The sequence below is a fragment of the Vogesella sp. XCS3 genome, assembly GCF_020616155.1.
GTDB lineage: Bacteria > Pseudomonadota > Gammaproteobacteria > Burkholderiales > Chromobacteriaceae > Vogesella.
On the sequence record NZ_CP085530.1, the window covers coordinates 1,917,848 to 1,933,417 of the forward strand.

Annotated in this window: 12 protein-coding genes; 7 read left to right on the plus strand and 5 right to left on the minus strand. The window is 61.6% G+C overall.

Translation table 11 applies throughout. The annotated features are described in order from the left end of the window. Positions 1 to 70: 70 nt before the first annotated feature. Positions 71 to 844, minus strand: coding sequence for a class III extradiol ring-cleavage dioxygenase (locus tag LCH97_RS09070; protein ID WP_227301452.1), 774 nt, complete (start codon positions 842 to 844; stop codon positions 71 to 73). A 102-nt stretch (positions 845 to 946) separates the two neighbouring features. On the opposite strand from LCH97_RS09070, the gene LCH97_RS09075 reads away from it, so the two are divergent. The 5 genes from LCH97_RS09075 (at position 947) to LCH97_RS09095 (ending at position 7,542) form a co-directional block, all read left to right on the plus strand. Then, on the plus strand, positions 947 to 1,840 hold the full coding sequence (locus tag LCH97_RS09075; protein WP_227301453.1) for a LysR family transcriptional regulator: 894 nt from the start codon (positions 947 to 949) through the stop codon (positions 1,838 to 1,840). Positions 1,841 to 1,987: 147 nt separating this feature from the next. Continuing rightward, a complete protein-coding gene (locus LCH97_RS09080; RefSeq protein ID WP_227301454.1) occupies positions 1,988 to 3,712 on the plus strand; it encodes an ABC transporter substrate-binding protein in 1,725 nt (574 codons plus the stop codon). Between the two features lie 71 nt (positions 3,713 to 3,783). Next, complete coding sequence (locus tag LCH97_RS09085; protein ID WP_227301455.1) at positions 3,784 to 4,722, plus strand: ABC transporter permease; 939 nt, start codon at positions 3,784 to 3,786, stop codon at positions 4,720 to 4,722. A gap of 9 nt (positions 4,723 to 4,731) precedes the next feature. Continuing rightward, positions 4,732 to 5,823 (plus strand): ABC transporter permease, encoded by a 1,092-nt coding sequence (locus LCH97_RS09090; RefSeq protein ID WP_227301456.1) that lies wholly within the window; start codon positions 4,732 to 4,734, stop codon positions 5,821 to 5,823. 9 nt (positions 5,824 to 5,832) lie between these two features. Next, positions 5,833 to 7,542 (plus strand): ABC transporter ATP-binding protein, encoded by a 1,710-nt coding sequence (locus LCH97_RS09095; protein WP_227301457.1) that lies wholly within the window; start codon positions 5,833 to 5,835, stop codon positions 7,540 to 7,542. Between the two features lie 14 nt (positions 7,543 to 7,556). On the opposite strand, the gene LCH97_RS09100 is transcribed toward LCH97_RS09095, so the two are convergent. Beyond that, positions 7,557 to 8,426, minus strand: coding sequence for a LysR family transcriptional regulator (locus LCH97_RS09100; RefSeq protein WP_227301458.1), 870 nt, complete (start codon positions 8,424 to 8,426; stop codon positions 7,557 to 7,559). 89 nt (positions 8,427 to 8,515) lie between these two features. Here LCH97_RS09100 and LCH97_RS09105 point away from each other — a divergent pair, with 89 nt between their 5' ends. Then, positions 8,516 to 8,950: a multidrug/biocide efflux PACE transporter gene (locus LCH97_RS09105; protein ID WP_227301459.1), complete on the plus strand. Its 435-nt coding sequence runs from the start codon at positions 8,516 to 8,518 to the stop codon at positions 8,948 to 8,950. 487 nt (positions 8,951 to 9,437) lie between these two features. Continuing rightward, positions 9,438 to 10,280: a GGDEF domain-containing protein gene (locus LCH97_RS09110; RefSeq protein ID WP_227301460.1), complete on the plus strand. Its 843-nt coding sequence runs from the start codon at positions 9,438 to 9,440 to the stop codon at positions 10,278 to 10,280. Here LCH97_RS09110 and LCH97_RS09115 read toward each other — a convergent pair whose 3' ends face one another. The 3 genes from LCH97_RS09115 to LCH97_RS09125 all read right to left on the minus strand — a co-directional run bounded on the left by LCH97_RS09115 (position 10,281) and on the right by LCH97_RS09125 (position 15,345). Beyond that, positions 10,281 to 11,210: a glyoxylate/hydroxypyruvate reductase A gene (locus LCH97_RS09115; RefSeq protein WP_227301461.1), complete on the minus strand. Its 930-nt coding sequence runs from the start codon at positions 11,208 to 11,210 to the stop codon at positions 10,281 to 10,283. A 227-nt stretch (positions 11,211 to 11,437) separates the two neighbouring features. Continuing rightward, complete coding sequence (locus LCH97_RS09120) at positions 11,438 to 12,910, minus strand: YdiU family protein (RefSeq protein WP_227301462.1); 1,473 nt, start codon at positions 12,908 to 12,910, stop codon at positions 11,438 to 11,440. 119 nt (positions 12,911 to 13,029) lie between these two features. Then, positions 13,030 to 15,345 (minus strand): YgiQ family radical SAM protein, encoded by a 2,316-nt coding sequence (locus LCH97_RS09125; RefSeq protein WP_227301463.1) that lies wholly within the window; start codon positions 15,343 to 15,345, stop codon positions 13,030 to 13,032. Positions 15,346 to 15,570: the final 225 nt, after the last annotated feature.

The window sequence follows — 15,570 nt, forward strand, 5'->3', positions numbered from 1 at the left end:
ACAGGCACAAAAAAACCCCATCAGCGACCGGAGTCGCGGATGGGGCTGAGTAGGGTAACTATCTGGCAGGCTACTCAAATACCCAGGCATCCATGGTGACCGCCGCATATTCGATACCACGATGCAGGCTGCGCCCGGGCCGGCCCTGCGCGGCACCCATGGCAAAGAACAGTGGCAGCAAGTGTTCGTCGGTGGGGTGATTCTCACGTGCAAAAGGCGCCTGTGTTTGCCAGGCCAGCAGCGCTTCGCTATCGCCCTGCTCCAGCCGGGTGGCTACCCAATCGGCAAAGGCCAGCGCCCAGGGTTGTGCCGGTGCATCCGGTGCGCCCAACGCATACAGATTATGGGTAACGCTGCCCGAGCCAATAATCTGCACGCCATCTGCGGCCAGATCAGCCAACGCTTTACCCAGCAAATAGTGCGTGCGGGCATCCTGGCGTGGCAGGGTTGCCAGGGTAATCACCGGGATATCACCTTGCGGGTACATCATCAGTAGCGGTACCCAGGCACCATGATCCAGACCATTCGCCTGCTGCAGGTGTGCTGCTACACCCGCTGCGGCCAACTTGGCCTGTACTTGCCGGGCGAGCTGCTCGTCTGATACCGCCGGGTAGTTCAGCGTATATAACTCGCGCGGGAAACCGCCAAAATCGTGCACCGCCTGCCAGCGTGGCGACCAGCCCACCAGCGGCTCGCTCGCCAGATGGTGCGCGGACATGATGAGAATCGCCCGCGGCCGCGGTTGGGCGGCGGCGTACTGCTGCCAGATGTGGCGGGCTGGCGAGGCGTTGATTAGTACGTCCGGGCCACCGTGCGAAATGAAAAGGGGGGCGAGAAGGCTCATGGCAGGCTCCATTGATTCAGTCATGCTGACATTACAATTCACCGCAATGAATTGATAAAGATACAATCAGGAAGTTGATTCATTACCATAAAGAAATAATCAATGGACAGACTCACCGCACTACAGGTCTTCCAGGCCATTGTGGAGGCCGGCAGCTTTGTCGGCGCCGCGCAGCGGCTGGGCATGTCTGGCGCCATGGTCAGCAAACAGTTGGCCGCACTGGAAAAGCACCTGGGCTGCCGCCTGATCCAGCGCACCACACGCCGCATGACGCTGACCGAAGCGGGCCAGGATTACAGCCGGCGCATCGGCCCTATCCTGGCGCAGCTGGCAGAAGCCGATGCACTGGCACAGCAGCAAAGTGTCAGCGTACACGGCAAACTGCGCATGTCGGCGCCGCTGTCTTTTGGCATGCGCTTTCTCGGGGGATGGATGGCCACGCTACACGCCAGCCACCCGCAGCTGGAAATCGAGCTGATGCTGTCCGACGAGCAGGTAGACCTGGTGGAAGCCGGCTTCGACCTGGCACTGCGCATCAGCACACAGCCCCTGCCCGGCCAACTGGTGGCACGGCCACTAGGTGAAATTGCCATGGTGCTGTGCGCAGCCCCCGCCTACCTGGCACGCCACGGGACGCCGCGCACGCTGGATGAGCTGGCTAACCATGCCTGCCTGCGCTACAGCCTGCAGCAGACACAACAATTCTGGCAGTTTGGTCACGGCCAGACACTGCGCCAGCAGGCGGTAGACGGCCCCTTGCTGGCCAATAACGGTGATGTGCTGGCCAGTGCCGCCATCGCCGGTATGGGTATTGCTTATCAACCTGAGTTCGTGCTGGCAGACGCTCTGCAAGATGGCCGCCTGCAGCGTATTGCGCTGGATGTCAGCCCGCTCGCGGCACAGGTGTACGCGGTATACCCGGCGCGGCGCTACCTGCCCCAAAAGGTGCAACTGACCCTGTCGCTACTGCAAGCCATGCTGCAGCCTCCGCCGTGAGAAGATGCAGCAACCCGTGCTACTAGCCCAAAGGCCAGTATTGGTAGATATTCCATCCGGCTGCACAGTGGTTTACTCTGCAGCCACAGTAAAAAACTGGCATGGACTGCCCTGTAAGAGCCATTCCAAGATATAAAAGGAGAAACAATGATGAAGAAACGCATTCTCGTCGCCACAATCGCCGCCCTTGCTGCCGTTGGCGCCCAGGCGGCCGACATGAACAAGGTGCTGCACGTTGCCTTCAACGTGCCGGAAACCGGTTTCGACCCGGCCAAGGTATCAGACACCTACTCTGGCTCCATCCTGGAAAACGTGTTCGACCCGCTGGTTACCTATGACTATCTGGCGCGCCCGGCCAAGGTCATTCCCAATACCACCGTTGTCATGCCGACCGTTTCGGCCGATGGCAAGGTGTATACCTTTAAACTGAAACCCGGCATTTACTTTTCCCCTGACGTAGCCTTCAAAGGCCAAAAACGCGAGCTGACCGCTGCCGACTACGCCTACTCCATCAAGCGCCACCTCGACCCGACCATTAATTCGCCATGGAGCTTTCTGGTAGATGGCCGCTTTGCCGGCGCCGATGCGCTGGTAAAGGCCGCCGGCAAGGGTGCCCTGAACTACGACGCCCCGGTAGAGGGCATCAAGGTGCTGGACAAGTACACACTGCAGCTCACGTTGAACGAAGGCAACTACAACTTCCTGCAGATTCTGGCCATGCCGGCCTTTGGCGCAGTCGCGCGTGAGGCCATCGAAGCCTACGCCAGCAACACCAATGCCAAACCGGTAGGTACCGGCCCGTATACCCTGAAAGAATGGAAGCCGGGCAACAAAATCATCCTGGAAGCCAACCCGAACTTCCGCAAGCTGGTGATCAATGGCCAGACGCTGCCCAAGGTTGGCCGCGTGGAAGTTTCCATCATCGAAGAAGAACAGCCGCTGTGGCTGGCCTTCGTCAACAAGCAGCTGGACATCTCCGGTATTCCGCAAGCTGCCCTGCAAGAAGCCCTGCTCATCGACCCGAAAAACCCGCTGAATGTGAAACTGCAGGATAAATACGCCAAGCAGGGCATCCAGCTGGAGCGCAAGAAAGACCTGGAAATCACCTACCAGTTCTTCAATATGCAAGACCCGGTAGTCGGCGGCGACGCCAAAGAGAAAATCGCCCTGCGCCGCGCCATTGCCATGGCCTTTCCACGCAGTGAAACCATCGCCGCCATCCGCCGCGGCCAGGCTGTACCGGTGAACTACGTTATTCCGGAAGGCGTAGCCGGCTACAACCCGGCGTTCAAAGGCGCGGTGAAATACGACCCGGCTGCGGCCAACGCCCTGCTGGACCGTTTTGGCTACAAAGTGGGCGCCGACGGCCTGCGCACCCTGCCGGACGGCAAGCCGCTGTCCATTGAAATGGCCACCGGCACCAGCGGCATAGACAAGCAGTGGAACGAATACTGGCAAAAGGCCTTCGACAGCCTGAAAATCAAGCTCACCTTCAAGTACGGCAAATGGAACGAGCTGAATAAAGCCAACCGCCAGAACAAGCTGCAAATGTGGGGCCTGGCCTGGGGCGCCGACTACCCGGACGGCGAAAACTTCATGCAGCTGCTGTACGGCAAGAACGCTGGCGACGCCAATAGTGCCAACTTCAAGAATGCCGAATACGACCGCCTGTTCGAAGCCTCGCTGAAACTGCCGCACGGTGCCGAGCGCAACAAGCTATACGACGCCATGAACAAGATCGTGGTAGCGCAGCAGCCATGGATTTTTGGCGATACCCGCGTGCGCAGCCAGCTGGCACACCGCTACGTGAAAAACTTCAAGCTGCACCCGCTGCTGAACACCACCTGGCGTTATATCGACCTCCAGAAGTAAACCCTGCTTTCTGTACCCGCAGCCGGCCCCGCAGGGGGCTGGCTGCCCGCGTTTGTCTGGAGACTTGAATCATGCTTGCTTATATCCTGCGCCGCCTGTGGCAGATGGTCCCGACCCTGTTCGGGGTGATGCTGCTGCTGTTCGTACTATTCAACTGGGTGGGGGGAGACCCATCCTACATCCTGGCCGGCAAGAGCTTTTCTGCCGAAACGCTGGCCAATATTCGCCACCAGCTGGGGCTGGATAAATCCCTGCCCGAACAGTTCCTGATCTTTGTACAGCAGGTACTGACCCTGGACTTCGGTATCTCGTGGTCTACCCAGCAGCCGGTAGCCGAAATCCTGGGTAACCGCATTGGCCCCTCGCTGACCCTGGCTTTGCCCATGCTGCTGGTCAGCCTGCTGCTGTCGGTCATCATCGCTGCCATCGTGGCCTATGTCCGCGGCAGCCTCACCGACCGCATCGTTACCCTGATCTGCACGCTGGCCATGTCGGTCAGCGCCCTGGTGTACATCATTGCCGGCCAGTACTGGCTCGCCCACAAGCTGGGCTGGTTCCCCATCCTGGGCTGGAGCGACAGCCTGGCCACCAATCTGTGGCTGTATGTACCGCTGCCATTGCTGCTGGGCCTGGTCGTCAGCCTGGCACCGGATATCCGGTTTTACCGTAGCTGCTTTGTCGAAGAGATGAACCACGACTACGTGCGTACCGCCCGCGCCAAAGGGCTGTCCGAGCAGGCCATCATGCTCAAACACGTGATGCGTAACGCGCTGATTCCGGTCGTCACCTCGCTGATGATGTCGCTGCCCTACCTGTTTCTGGGCGCGCTGCTGCTGGAGCGCTTTTTCGGCATCCCCGGCATGGGTAACGAGGTGCTCAATGCGGTAGACCGCAGCGACTTCCCGGTGATCAAAGCCATCACCATTTATGTCGCCCTGGCCACCATGGTGTTCAACCTGCTGGCCGACATTGTTTACAAGCTGATCGACCCGCGCGTGCAGCTGAAATAAGGACTCCCCATGACAAGTCAAACAACCCTAGCGGCCGACGATGCCAGCTGCCCGGCGTCCCGCAGCCTGTGGCAGCTGGGCTGGCAGCGCCTGCGCCGCGACCGTATCGGCCTCACCGCCCTGTGGGTGGTGCTTGCTTTCGTCCTGCTGGCACTGGCTGGCTGGCTAGGCCTGGCCGGCAGCCACTGGCGCGATGAGGTTGCCAAACCGAATATGCCGCCCGCCCTGTTCAAGGGCTATGGCCCCGCAACCGTAGAGCTGACCGCGGCCGATATCGATGCCGCACAGCAACACAACACCAGCGCTGCCGATGCCAGCGCCGCCACCGGCATGAGTGCCGAAGACGACCCGCTAGCCGCCGACATGGCCGCAGCCCAGACCCAGGCTGCCAAAGCCGCACCACTTAGCGTAGCACCGGCAAACGACAGCGTGCTGCCACTAGGCAGCGACAGCCGTGGCCGCGATGTATTGCAAAAGGTCATACAAGGCACCGCCACCTCTCTGTTGGTGGGCTTGTCTGGCGCGCTGCTGGCCATTCTGATCGGTACGCTGCTGGGCGCGCTGTCCGGCTATTTCGGCCGCCGTGTCGATGACCTGCTGATGTGGTTCTACAGCGTGTTTACCTCAGTACCCGACATGCTGCTGTTGCTGGCCTTTTCCGCGGTGATGAGCCGCGGTATCGACACCGTGATCATGGTCATGGCTCTCACCAGCTGGACAGGCACCTACCGGCTGATGCGGGCCGAATTCATGAAACACAAAGGCCGCGAGTACGTACAGGCCGCCGATGCCATTGGTGCCAGCCACCGCAGCCGCATGTTCCGCCACATTCTGCCCAACGTAACCCACCTGCTGCTGGTGCAGTTTTCCATCCTGACCGTAGCGCTGATCAAGTACGAAGCCATCCTGTCTTTCCTGGGCTTCGGGGTAGGCGTCAGCCAGACCAGCTGGGGTGCCATGCTGGCGGAAGCGCCTGCCGAGCTGCTGCAAGGCTACTGGTGGCAAATGGCTGCCGTAACCCTCTTCATGTCGCTGCTGGTCACCGCCTTCAGCATGCTCACCGACAGCCTGCGCGACGCGCTGGACCCGAAAGTGAAATAAGGATTCCCGATGACCCAAGCATCCCCCCTGCTGAGCGTACGCAACCTGGGCGTGAGTTTCCGCATGGAAAGCGGCGAACACTTCCAGGCGCTCAAAGGCATCAGCTTCGATATTGCGGCCAACCGTACAGTGGCCCTGGTGGGCGAATCCGGCTCCGGCAAGTCGGTCACCTCCATGGCCATCATGCGGCTGCTGCCGGAGAACAACACCGAGATCGCCGCTGACAGCGAAATCCTGTTTGAAGGCCGCAACCTGCTGCAAGCAGACCGCCGCGCCCTGCGGGCGCTACGCGGCCGCGATATTGCCATGATCTTCCAGGACCCGATGAGCTCGCTGAACCCGGTATTCACCGTGGGCGACCAGATTATCGAAACCCTGATGCTGCATACCGGCATGCGGCGCAAGGCGGCCCGCCAGCGCGCCGTCGCCCTGCTGAAAGAAGTCGGCCTGCCCGAGCCAGACCGCAAGGTAGACGCCTACCCGCACCAGCTGTCCGGCGGCCAGCAACAGCGCGTGATGATCGCCATGGCCATTGCCTGCGAACCCAAACTGCTGATTGCCGACGAGCCTACTACGGCACTGGATGTCACCATCCAGCAGCAAATCCTGCAGCTGCTGGCCCAGCTACAGAAAAAACACGGCATGGCAGTGCTGTTCATCACCCACGATCTGGGCCTGGTGGGCGAGTTTGCCGATGAAGTCATCGTGATGCGCCATGGTGAAATCCGCGAGCACGGCCCGCTGCAGCAAGTGTTCACCCAACCGCAGGACGCGTATACCAAAGCGCTGCTGAACTGCCGTCCGCAGCTGGATAGCCGCCCGGCACGGCTGGCGGTAATCGACGATTTTCTGCAAGACCAGCCCTACCAGGTACCACCGCAGCGCGAACGCGGCTACGCCCCGGGCGACGATATCGTGCTGGACGTGCAGGGCCTGTGCAAAAGCTTTGAAAGCCGCGAAGGGCTGTTCGGCAAGCATGTGTTCCATGCCGTGAAAGACGTGTCGTTCCAGCTGGCGCGCGGTAAAACGCTGGGTATTGTGGGCGAATCCGGCTCCGGCAAAACCACGGTGGGGCTCACGCTGATGCGCCTGCACCAGGCCAGCGCCGGACGAGCCCTCTTTAATGGCCAAGATATCCTGGCTATGTCGCCCGGCGAATTTCACGCCTGCAAACGCCGTATCCAGATTATCTTCCAGAACCCCTACGCCTCGCTGAACCCGCGTTTTACCGTAGAGGAAATCCTGCTGGAGCCGATGACACTGCACGCCATCGGCCGCGATCACGCCGAGCGCAAACAGCTGGCTGCCGCGCTGCTGGAACGCGTAGGCCTGCCAAGGCGTGCCTTGCAGAAATACCCGCACGAGTTTTCCGGCGGCCAGCGCCAGCGCATTGCCATTGCACGCTGCCTGACCATGAAGCCGGACGTGCTGATCTGCGATGAGTCGGTGTCTGCGCTGGATGTGTCGGTACAGGCGCAGGTACTGAACCTGCTACAAGACCTGCAGGATGAATGCGGGCTGTCCTACCTGTTCATTTCTCACGATCTGTCGGTAGTGAAGCATATCTCCGACCAGGTCATGGTGATGCAGCACGGCCAGGTGGTAGAGCAAGCCAACGCCGATACCATGTACGCCAACCCGCAGCACCCCTACACCCGCCAGCTGCTCTCGGCCATACCGCAAGGTTGGCCGCAGCATGGCGGCACACAGGTAGCGTAGCCTAGCCGGGCCGGCTAGCCTGCTGCGGGTGGCTGCAAGAAGTGTTGCAGCATCCAGGCGGCTGCCGGCCCGGGTGGCTGTGCACGCCGCCACACGGCGTGCAGGCTGCGCCGCTGCGGCCAACCTGGCAGCGGTAAAGGCACCAGTTCGGGCGCGTACCGTGCGACCAGCCAGTCTGGCAACTCGGCCCAGCCAAAACCCAGCTGGGTCATCTCCAGCAGCAACAGATAGCTGGGCGCGTACCAGCGCTGCCCTGCGCCACCAGCCGGTGCCGTATCGCCATAGGTGTTCAGGCGCAGCTGGCGATGGGACTGCAGCTGTGACTCGTCTTGCGGCCACTGGCGGGCCAGCGCGTGCTGCGGTGCCACGTAGAGCGAGGTGCTGGCCGGCTGCGGCAGCGGCTGGCTGGCCAGCAAGCCATCCTGGATGGCCAGGCCGCACAGCAGCCCCAGCTGCGCCCGCCCCTGCCGCACCAGCGCCAACACGTCGTCCTGCTCGCCCACCAGACACTCCAGCTCGGTATGGGGAAACTGCGTGGCAAACGCCTGCAGCGCTGCCTCCAGGCTACCGGTATGAAAGGTATCGGAGAGCACCAGGCTCAGCCTTGGCTCGGTACCTTCCGCCAGGGCCCGGGCCTGCAAGCAAAGCTGGTCTTGCGCCGCCAGCGCCTGGCGTGCCATGGGTAGCAGGCGCTCGCCGGCCTCCGTCAACTGCGGCTGGCGGCCACTGCGCTCGAACAGGCTGACGCCCAGATCAATTTCCAGATTTGCCACGCACTCACTCACGGTGGACTGGCGCTTGCCCAACGCGCGCGCCGCCGCCGAAAACGAGCCGTGCTCGGCCACCATCACCAGGGTAAGCAATGCTTCATTGCTGACAGACATATCGGCCTTTCCGATAGAAGCTAACTTTTATACACCTGAAAAACCTATCACACTGCCGGCATGATTCCCACCGCCAGCTTAGGTCCCCCATGAACCCGCACGAGAAAACCCTGCCCGAGCGCGCCTTGCATGCCGTCCTGTATGAAGTTTGCGCCATGCTGATACTGGTACCACTGGGCAGCTGGCTGCTGGGGCACAGCCCGGCGCAGATGGGGGTGCTGGCCATCATGCTATCCACCATTGCCATGAGCTGGAACGTGGTATTCGGCGCCCTGTTCGAACGCCTGGAGCGCGCCCGACAATGGCAACGTACGGTAGCGGTACGCTGCCTGCATGCCACCCTGTTTGAAGGTGGCCTGGTGTTTATCTGCGTGCCGGTAGTGGCCTGGTGGATGGCAATAAGCTACTGGCAGGCGCTGCTGCTGGATATCGGCATTCTGTTGTTCTTCTTGCCGTATACCTATGTTTTCAACTGGTTATACGATGCCGTGCGGCAGCGGTATTTTTTCCAGCACCAAGAGTGAAGAAAGCACGCAACAATGCCAAAAGGATTGTCTTATAGATAGGTTGTCGTCATGAGTCGCTGCGGCAAGAATGAGCCTCCATGCAGCTTTGCTGCGTCATGTAACAGAATGGAAGGCCATGCGTCCAAGCCAGTGGCTGCTGCTGATTGTTCAATTTTACCTGTACGGGGCCGGCTGGCTGCTGGCCATTCTGCTGATACGTCATCAACGTCGTTTGTTATGGCAATACAGTCTGTCAGCACTTTGTCTGGCTAACGGCATACTGCTATGTATGCTGATGCCGGCCGATACTTTGTCTCAACCTCTGCCTTATGCGTTGATGTCCTGGTGGCTATTGGCCGGCTTGGCTTACGCGGTCAATGGCAACTTGCTTTTCATGCGTCTGCCGGCTTGTTCACAGCGGACAATACTGCTGGGTAGCCTTGCCGCCACACTCCCGCTGTTGATACTAGGTTACCTGGGGCTGAGTGATTGGCGTCTGATTGTCATGTCGATAGAAATCGCACTGCTTATCCTGTCCGTCACCTGGATAACCCACTCGGCGATGCTGCGCGAGTTTCCAGGCCCGGGCTCATGGCTGTTTCAGCTGGCGGCAAGCCTGTTTGGCCTATTTTTCGTGGGGCGTGCCGTACTACGCCTGTGGCTGGGGGAAAGCGTGATACCCGAGCTGTACCAGCCTAGCGACAATAACTTGCTGGTAGCCGTGGCGTTCATGGTGATGGCAGCCATTTTCAACCTGACCGCAGCGGTAAGGATTGCAGCACGCATGGCCAAGCAGCTGCACCAGCTATCACAACACGACCCGCTGACCGGCCTGCTCAACCGGCGCGCCTTGCATACCCGGCTAACGGAGGCACAGCAGCAGCAGCAGTTTCCCTGCTATAGCATCATCATGATCGATATAGATCATTTCAAACCCATCAACGATGGCTACGGCCATAGTATCGGCGATGCGGTACTGGCCAAGGTTGGCCGCATCCTGAAGCAGTACACCGACGAGCACTGCCAAGCCTTTCGGCTGGGAGGGGAAGAGTTTGCCCTGGTGCTGCAAGGCGTATCGCTGGAAAAAGCACTGGTGCAGGCCGAGACACTACGACATCACATCGCCCAGAGCCCTGTGATCCAGGATAACCATGTCATCTGCTTTACGGCCAGCCTGGGCGTTGCAGAAGGCAGTACCGGCCTGCAAACGCTGGAGCATGTACTGAATGCCGCCGACCGAGCCATGTACCAGGCCAAGCAGCAGGGTCGCAACTGTGTCAGCCACACCCCGCGCTCAGCCACGCGCAGCATCGTCAGCTATGCGCAGGTAAAACCCTCGACTTCGTAACTAGTAGCCACGCTGCCGCTCTACCTGCCCAGCTACCGCCTCACCCTGTGCCAGACGCTGCAGCCGGTCGGTAATCTGCGCCACCGCCTGCTGGCGCAAGGTAATGGCGGCAATATGCGGCGTCAGCGTCACCGCCGGGTGCTGCCACAAGCGGCTATCTGGCGGCAGCGGCTCGCGGGAGAAAACATCCAGCTGGGCACAACGCAGCAGCCCATCGTCCAGCGCTGCCAGCAGTGCCGCTTCGTCCAGCAGGTCGCCACGGCCGGCGTTGATCAGCATGGCACCGGCAGGCAACCGTGCCAGCCTGGCGGCATCCAGCAACCCTGCCGTCTCGGGTGTGGAAGGTAGCACGCAGGCCAGTACGTCACTTTCCGCCAGCAAGGCGTGCAAGCCCTCTTGTCCATGGTGGCTTACAAGCCCCGGCAGGCTACGCGGCGTGCGGCTCCAGCCCTGTACGCGGTAACCGTCGGCCTGTAAGCCACGCGCCACGGCCAAGCCGATTTCGCCCAGCCCCAGCACTCCGACACGCACATCGGCGGACAGACGCGGTGGCAGCATTTTCCACACGCCGGCAACCTGCTGGCGACGGTAGATATCCATATGCCGCTGATACGACAACACGCCAAAACGCACGTATTCCAGCATCTGCGCCGCCATGCCCCCATCCAGCAGGCGATAGATCGGTAGCGCCGGGTCCAGGTCATCGCGCGCCAGCAGCTTATCCACCCCAGCGCCCAGGGCAAAGACGCCTCGCAAGGCCGGTAAACCGGCAAATAGCCCGGCGGGCGGCCCCCAGGTCACCACGTAAGCCACTTGGCTCGGGTCGTCCAGCTCATCCAGCGTGATAAACGTTTGCTGCGGCATGGCGGCACGGAAAAGTGCGATGTAAGCCTGGGTTTCTTTCGGGCTAGGGGTGTAGAGCAGGATCATGGTATGGCGCGCCAAAGGAAGAACAGCACTTATAAACCAGCCGGGTAGCGGTGCCAAGATGCTGGCTGGCTTTAGCGCGCCCTCTTGCTTGCCAGGCACTGGCGCTTGATGACATGCCGCTGCCTGTCACCCCGGGCTTGCGCCTTGACAGCGGCGAGCAGGATAGCGCTACGCTGCCAGCCGACACACGGCGGCCAACCTACCGAGGCCGCGATCCGGCCGCTGCGTCAGGTGCCGCAAAAAGTGCGGTAGCCGCGTGCCAGCTCGGCACTGGCCGGCAGCGCGTAGCGTTCCAGCCCAGGGCGCTCCGCATAAGGCTGGGCCAGCACGGACAGCAATTGCTGCGCCAGTGCCATATCACCGTACTCGCTGGCCGCAGCCAGCGCCTCTTCTACCAAATGGTTACGCGCAATGTACAAAGGGTTGGCCGCACGCATCTTGCCCGCCACCAGCGCCATAGAGCCGCCGTGCGCCAGCCGCGCTTGCCAGCGCGCCAGCCAGCTGTGCAAAACGTCTGGCTGCGCAAACAAGGCCGCCAGGCGGGTGGCATCACCGTCCAGCACGTCGGCCAGATAGCGCCAGGCGAGTGTGAAATCCACCCGCTGCCGATGCAGCATCAGCAGCCAGTCTTCTGCCAGCGCCAGGTCGTCTTCCTGTGCATCGGCCAGGCCCAGCTTGCCCCGTGCCTGCGCCAGCCACGCCTGCTGGTAATGCGTCTGGAAGCCATGAATCACCTCGGTGGCCTGCGCCACGGCGTCGTCCATCGACGCGGCATCCAGCAGCGGCAGCAGCGCCTCGGCCAGCCGCGCCAGGTTCCACTGCGCGATGGCCGGCTGGTTGCCGTAGGCGTAGCGGCCACGCTCGTCAATCGAGCTGAACACCGTGGCCGGGTCGTAAGTGTCCATAAAGGCGCAGGGGCCGTAATCGATGGTTTCGCCGGATAGCGTCATATTGTCGGTGTTCATCACACCGTGAATGAAGCCCGCGTGCAGCCACTGTGCCACCAGGCTGGCCTGGCGCTGGCATACCGCCGCCAGCATGGCCAGGTAAGGGTTGGCCGCGTGCTGCAGCTGCGGGTAATGGCGCTGCAGCGTATACGCCGCCAGCTGGCGCAATGTAGCGTCGTCGCCGCGGTTGGCAAAGTACTCGAAGCTACCCACGCGAATATGGCTGGCCGCCACCCGCGTCAGTACCGCACCCGGCAGCGGGCGGTCGCGGTATACCGTATCGCCGGTAGCCACCACGGCCAGTGCCCGCGTGGTGGGGATGCCCAGCGCGTGCATGGCCTCGCCGATGATCAGCTCGCGCAGCATGGGCCCCACCGCCGCCTTGCCGTCGCCACGGCGCGAAAACGGCGTGCGGCCGCTACCCTTGAACGCGATGTCGCGGCGCAGCCCTGCCGTATCCACCACCTCGCCCAATAGCAAGGCGCGGCCATCGCCCAGCTGCGGCGAATAGCCGCCAAACTGGTGGCCGGCGTACACCTGCGCCACCGGCTGCGCACCAGCGGGTAACTGCGCCCCGGCAAACAGCGCAGCCAAGGTAGCCTCATCCACGCCGCTGCTGTCCAGCCCCAGCTCGCCTGCCAGGTTAGCATGCCAATACAGCAGGTGCGGCGCGCTTGGTTTATCCGGGTTGGCCGCAGCGCAGGCCTGCGGCAGCTGCGTAGCGTAGCTGTGTTCAAACGGGATGCGAATCATGGTGACCACCTGGGCAATGTGCGTGCAGTACTAGGTAGCCTGCTGGCGGCAAAAGTGCCGCAGCAGGCGAGAAAAAGCCGCCTTGTTAGGCGGCCGGGGTCATGCTTTCTATGCGTAGCTTAGCGGCCGCGGCCAACCTTGCCGGCGGGCTTGGCCCCCGCACCACCACGCCCTGCGGCTGGCTTCGCGGCGGCGGGCTTGCCGGATGCCGGTTTGGCTGCTGCCGGTTTGCCTGCATGAGCCTTGGCGGTGGCGGGTTTGCCGTTGCCTCGCGGCGCACCGGCGTAGCTGCGCGGCTGGCCTTGCTGCGCCTTGGCGCGGGCGGCCAGGCTCTGGCCGGCAAAGCGGTGGCGCGCGGCGGCAGCCTTGTCGCCCGGTGGCGTCGGCGGAATCAGGCAATGCTTGGCGTGGCCGATCAAATCGCTACGGCCCATTTGCACCAGCGCGTCGTAAATGATCTGCCAGTTATCCGGGTGGTGGTAGCGCAGCAGCGCCTTGTGCAGCTTGCGGCGGTAACCATCACGCACCACGTCCACTTTTTCCGAGCTGCGCGACAGGCGTTTCAGCGGGTTGCGCTTGGTGTGCCACATGGTGGTGGCCAGCGCCATCGGCGTCGGGGTAAAGGTTTGCACCTGGTCGAGACGGAAGTTGTTTTTCTTCAGCCACAGCGCCAGGTTCACCATGTCTTCGTCGCTGGTACCCGGGTGGGCGGCGATGAAGTACGGAATCAGGTACTGCTCTTTGCCGGCCTGGCGGCTGAAGCGCTCGAACAGCTCCTTGAACTTGTCGTAGGCGCCCATGCCCGGCTTCATCATCTTGGACAGCGGGCCGTCTTCGGTGTGTTCCGGCGCAATTTTCAGGTAGCCGCCTACGTGGTGCTGTACCAGCTCCTTGATGTATTCCGGCGATTTCACCGCCAGGTCGTAACGCAGGCCGGACTGGATATTGATCTTCTTCACGCCAGGCAAGGCGCGCGCCTTGCGGTACAGCTGGATCAGCGGCCCGTGGTCGGTGCCCAGGTTTTCGCAGATATCCGGGAACACGCACGACAGCTTGCGACAGGAACGCTCGATTTTCGGGTCTTTGCAGCTCAGGCGATACATATTGGCCGTAGGGCCGCCCAAGTCGGAAATGTGGCCGGTAAAGCCCGGCGTCTTGTCGCGGATTTCCTCGATTTCCTTGAGGATGGACTCCTCCGAACGGCTCTGGATGATGCGGCCTTCGTGCTCGGTAATCGAGCAGAAGGTACAGCCGCCAAAACAGCCGCGCATGATGTTGACCGAGTACTTGATCATCTCCCACGCCGGGATGTGCGCGTCACCGTAGACCGGGTGCGGGTTACGGGCGTAGGGCAGGCCGAACACGAAATCCATTTCTTCGGTGGTCAGCGGAATCGGCGGCGCGTTCAGCCATACGTCGCGGGTACCATGCAGCTGCACCAGCGCACGGGCGTTACCGGGGTTGGATTCCAGGTGCAAGGTACGGCTGGCGTGCGCGTACAGTACCGGGTCGTGTGCCACCGCCTCGTAAGACGGAATGCGGATCACGGTTTTGGCGCGCTCGGCGCGGCGCTTGGCCAGGCGCTCTTCGCGCGACTCGATTCGGATCACCTGCGGCTTGCTCGGGTCGTTGGCCGCAGTCGCTTCGGCAGCTTGCTCTGGGATCTCCTGATACGGGTTCAGGATCACGTCCACCTTGCCCGGCACATCCACCACGCTGGAATCCATCTCCTGCCACTCGTCGTCCGGCTTCCAGCCGTGCGGCACCATGAAAGCCGTACCGCGGATATCACGCATCTCGGACAGCTTTTCACCACGAGCCGCGCGGTGGGCAATTTCCACCAGCGCGCGCTCGGCGTTGCCGTACAACAGGATGTCGGCTTTGGACGTGGCCAGCACCGACTGGCGCACCTTGTCGCTCCAGTAATCGAAGTGGGCAATACGACGCAAGGAGGCCTCGATGGAGCCAATCATCACCCCTACGCCAGGGTAGGCCTCGCGGCAGCGCTGCGCGTACACGGTTACGGCACGATCCGGGCGCTTGTTCGGCTCGCCGTGCGGGGTGTAGGCGTCGTCCGAACGCGGGCGGCGATCAGCCGTATAACGGTTGATCATGGAGTCCATATTGCCGGCAGTGACGCCATAAAACAGGTTGGGCTTGCCCAGCGCGCGGAAAGCGTCGGCGCTGTTCCAGTCCGGCTGCGCAATAATGCCCACGCGGAAACCCTGCGCTTCCAGCAGGCGGCCCACCAGCGCCATCCCGAAGCTGGGGTGGTCGATATAACAGTCACCACTGATGATGATGATGTCGCAGCTATCCCAGCCCAGCTCGTCCATCTCGGCACGGCTCATGGGCAGGAAAGGGGCGGTACCAAAGCGTTGCGCCCAGTACTTGCGGTAGCTGTTAATGGCTTGGGGTGCGGCAGGAAGCGTCATTGTGTGCAGGTGTTTCTTGAAAGACCGCGCATTGTGCCAGAAAGCGTCGGCGCTTTCACCTGAAAAAATGCTTTTCTTTCATCAACATAGCGAGAAAATAACCCTGTAGCCAAGCTGGATTTCTTGCTATGCCACAATAGAATCACAAAATACCATTAAGTAATTTGCTCACTATTCTTTAGTATTCGATAATGATTTAACACTATTGCCGAGTACATCAGCATG

What these genes read in the sequence shown, in the direction of transcription:
- LCH97_RS09125 (WP_227301463.1), bottom strand. Translation starts at nt 15,345, where the DNA reads ATGACGCTTCCTGCCGCACCCCAAGCCATTAACAGCTACCGCAAGTAC.
- LCH97_RS09070 (WP_227301452.1), bottom strand. Translation starts at nt 844, where the DNA reads ATGAGCCTTCTCGCCCCCCTTTTCATTTCGCACGGTGGCCCGGACGTA.
- LCH97_RS09120 (WP_227301462.1), bottom strand. Translation starts at nt 12,910, where the DNA reads ATGATTCGCATCCCGTTTGAACACAGCTACGCTACGCAGCTGCCGCAG.
- LCH97_RS09090 (WP_227301456.1), top strand. Translation starts at nt 4,732, where the DNA reads ATGACAAGTCAAACAACCCTAGCGGCCGACGATGCCAGCTGCCCGGCG.
- LCH97_RS09115 (WP_227301461.1), bottom strand. Translation starts at nt 11,210, where the DNA reads ATGATCCTGCTCTACACCCCTAGCCCGAAAGAAACCCAGGCTTACATC.
- LCH97_RS09075 (WP_227301453.1), top strand. Translation starts at nt 947, where the DNA reads ATGGACAGACTCACCGCACTACAGGTCTTCCAGGCCATTGTGGAGGCC.
- LCH97_RS09085 (WP_227301455.1), top strand. Translation starts at nt 3,784, where the DNA reads ATGCTTGCTTATATCCTGCGCCGCCTGTGGCAGATGGTCCCGACCCTG.
- LCH97_RS09080 (WP_227301454.1), top strand. Translation starts at nt 1,988, where the DNA reads ATGATGAAGAAACGCATTCTCGTCGCCACAATCGCCGCCCTTGCTGCC.
- LCH97_RS09095 (WP_227301457.1), top strand. Translation starts at nt 5,833, where the DNA reads ATGACCCAAGCATCCCCCCTGCTGAGCGTACGCAACCTGGGCGTGAGT.
- LCH97_RS09110 (WP_227301460.1), top strand. Translation starts at nt 9,438, where the DNA reads ATGTCGATAGAAATCGCACTGCTTATCCTGTCCGTCACCTGGATAACC.
- LCH97_RS09105 (WP_227301459.1), top strand. Translation starts at nt 8,516, where the DNA reads ATGAACCCGCACGAGAAAACCCTGCCCGAGCGCGCCTTGCATGCCGTC.
- LCH97_RS09100 (WP_227301458.1), bottom strand. Translation starts at nt 8,426, where the DNA reads ATGTCTGTCAGCAATGAAGCATTGCTTACCCTGGTGATGGTGGCCGAG.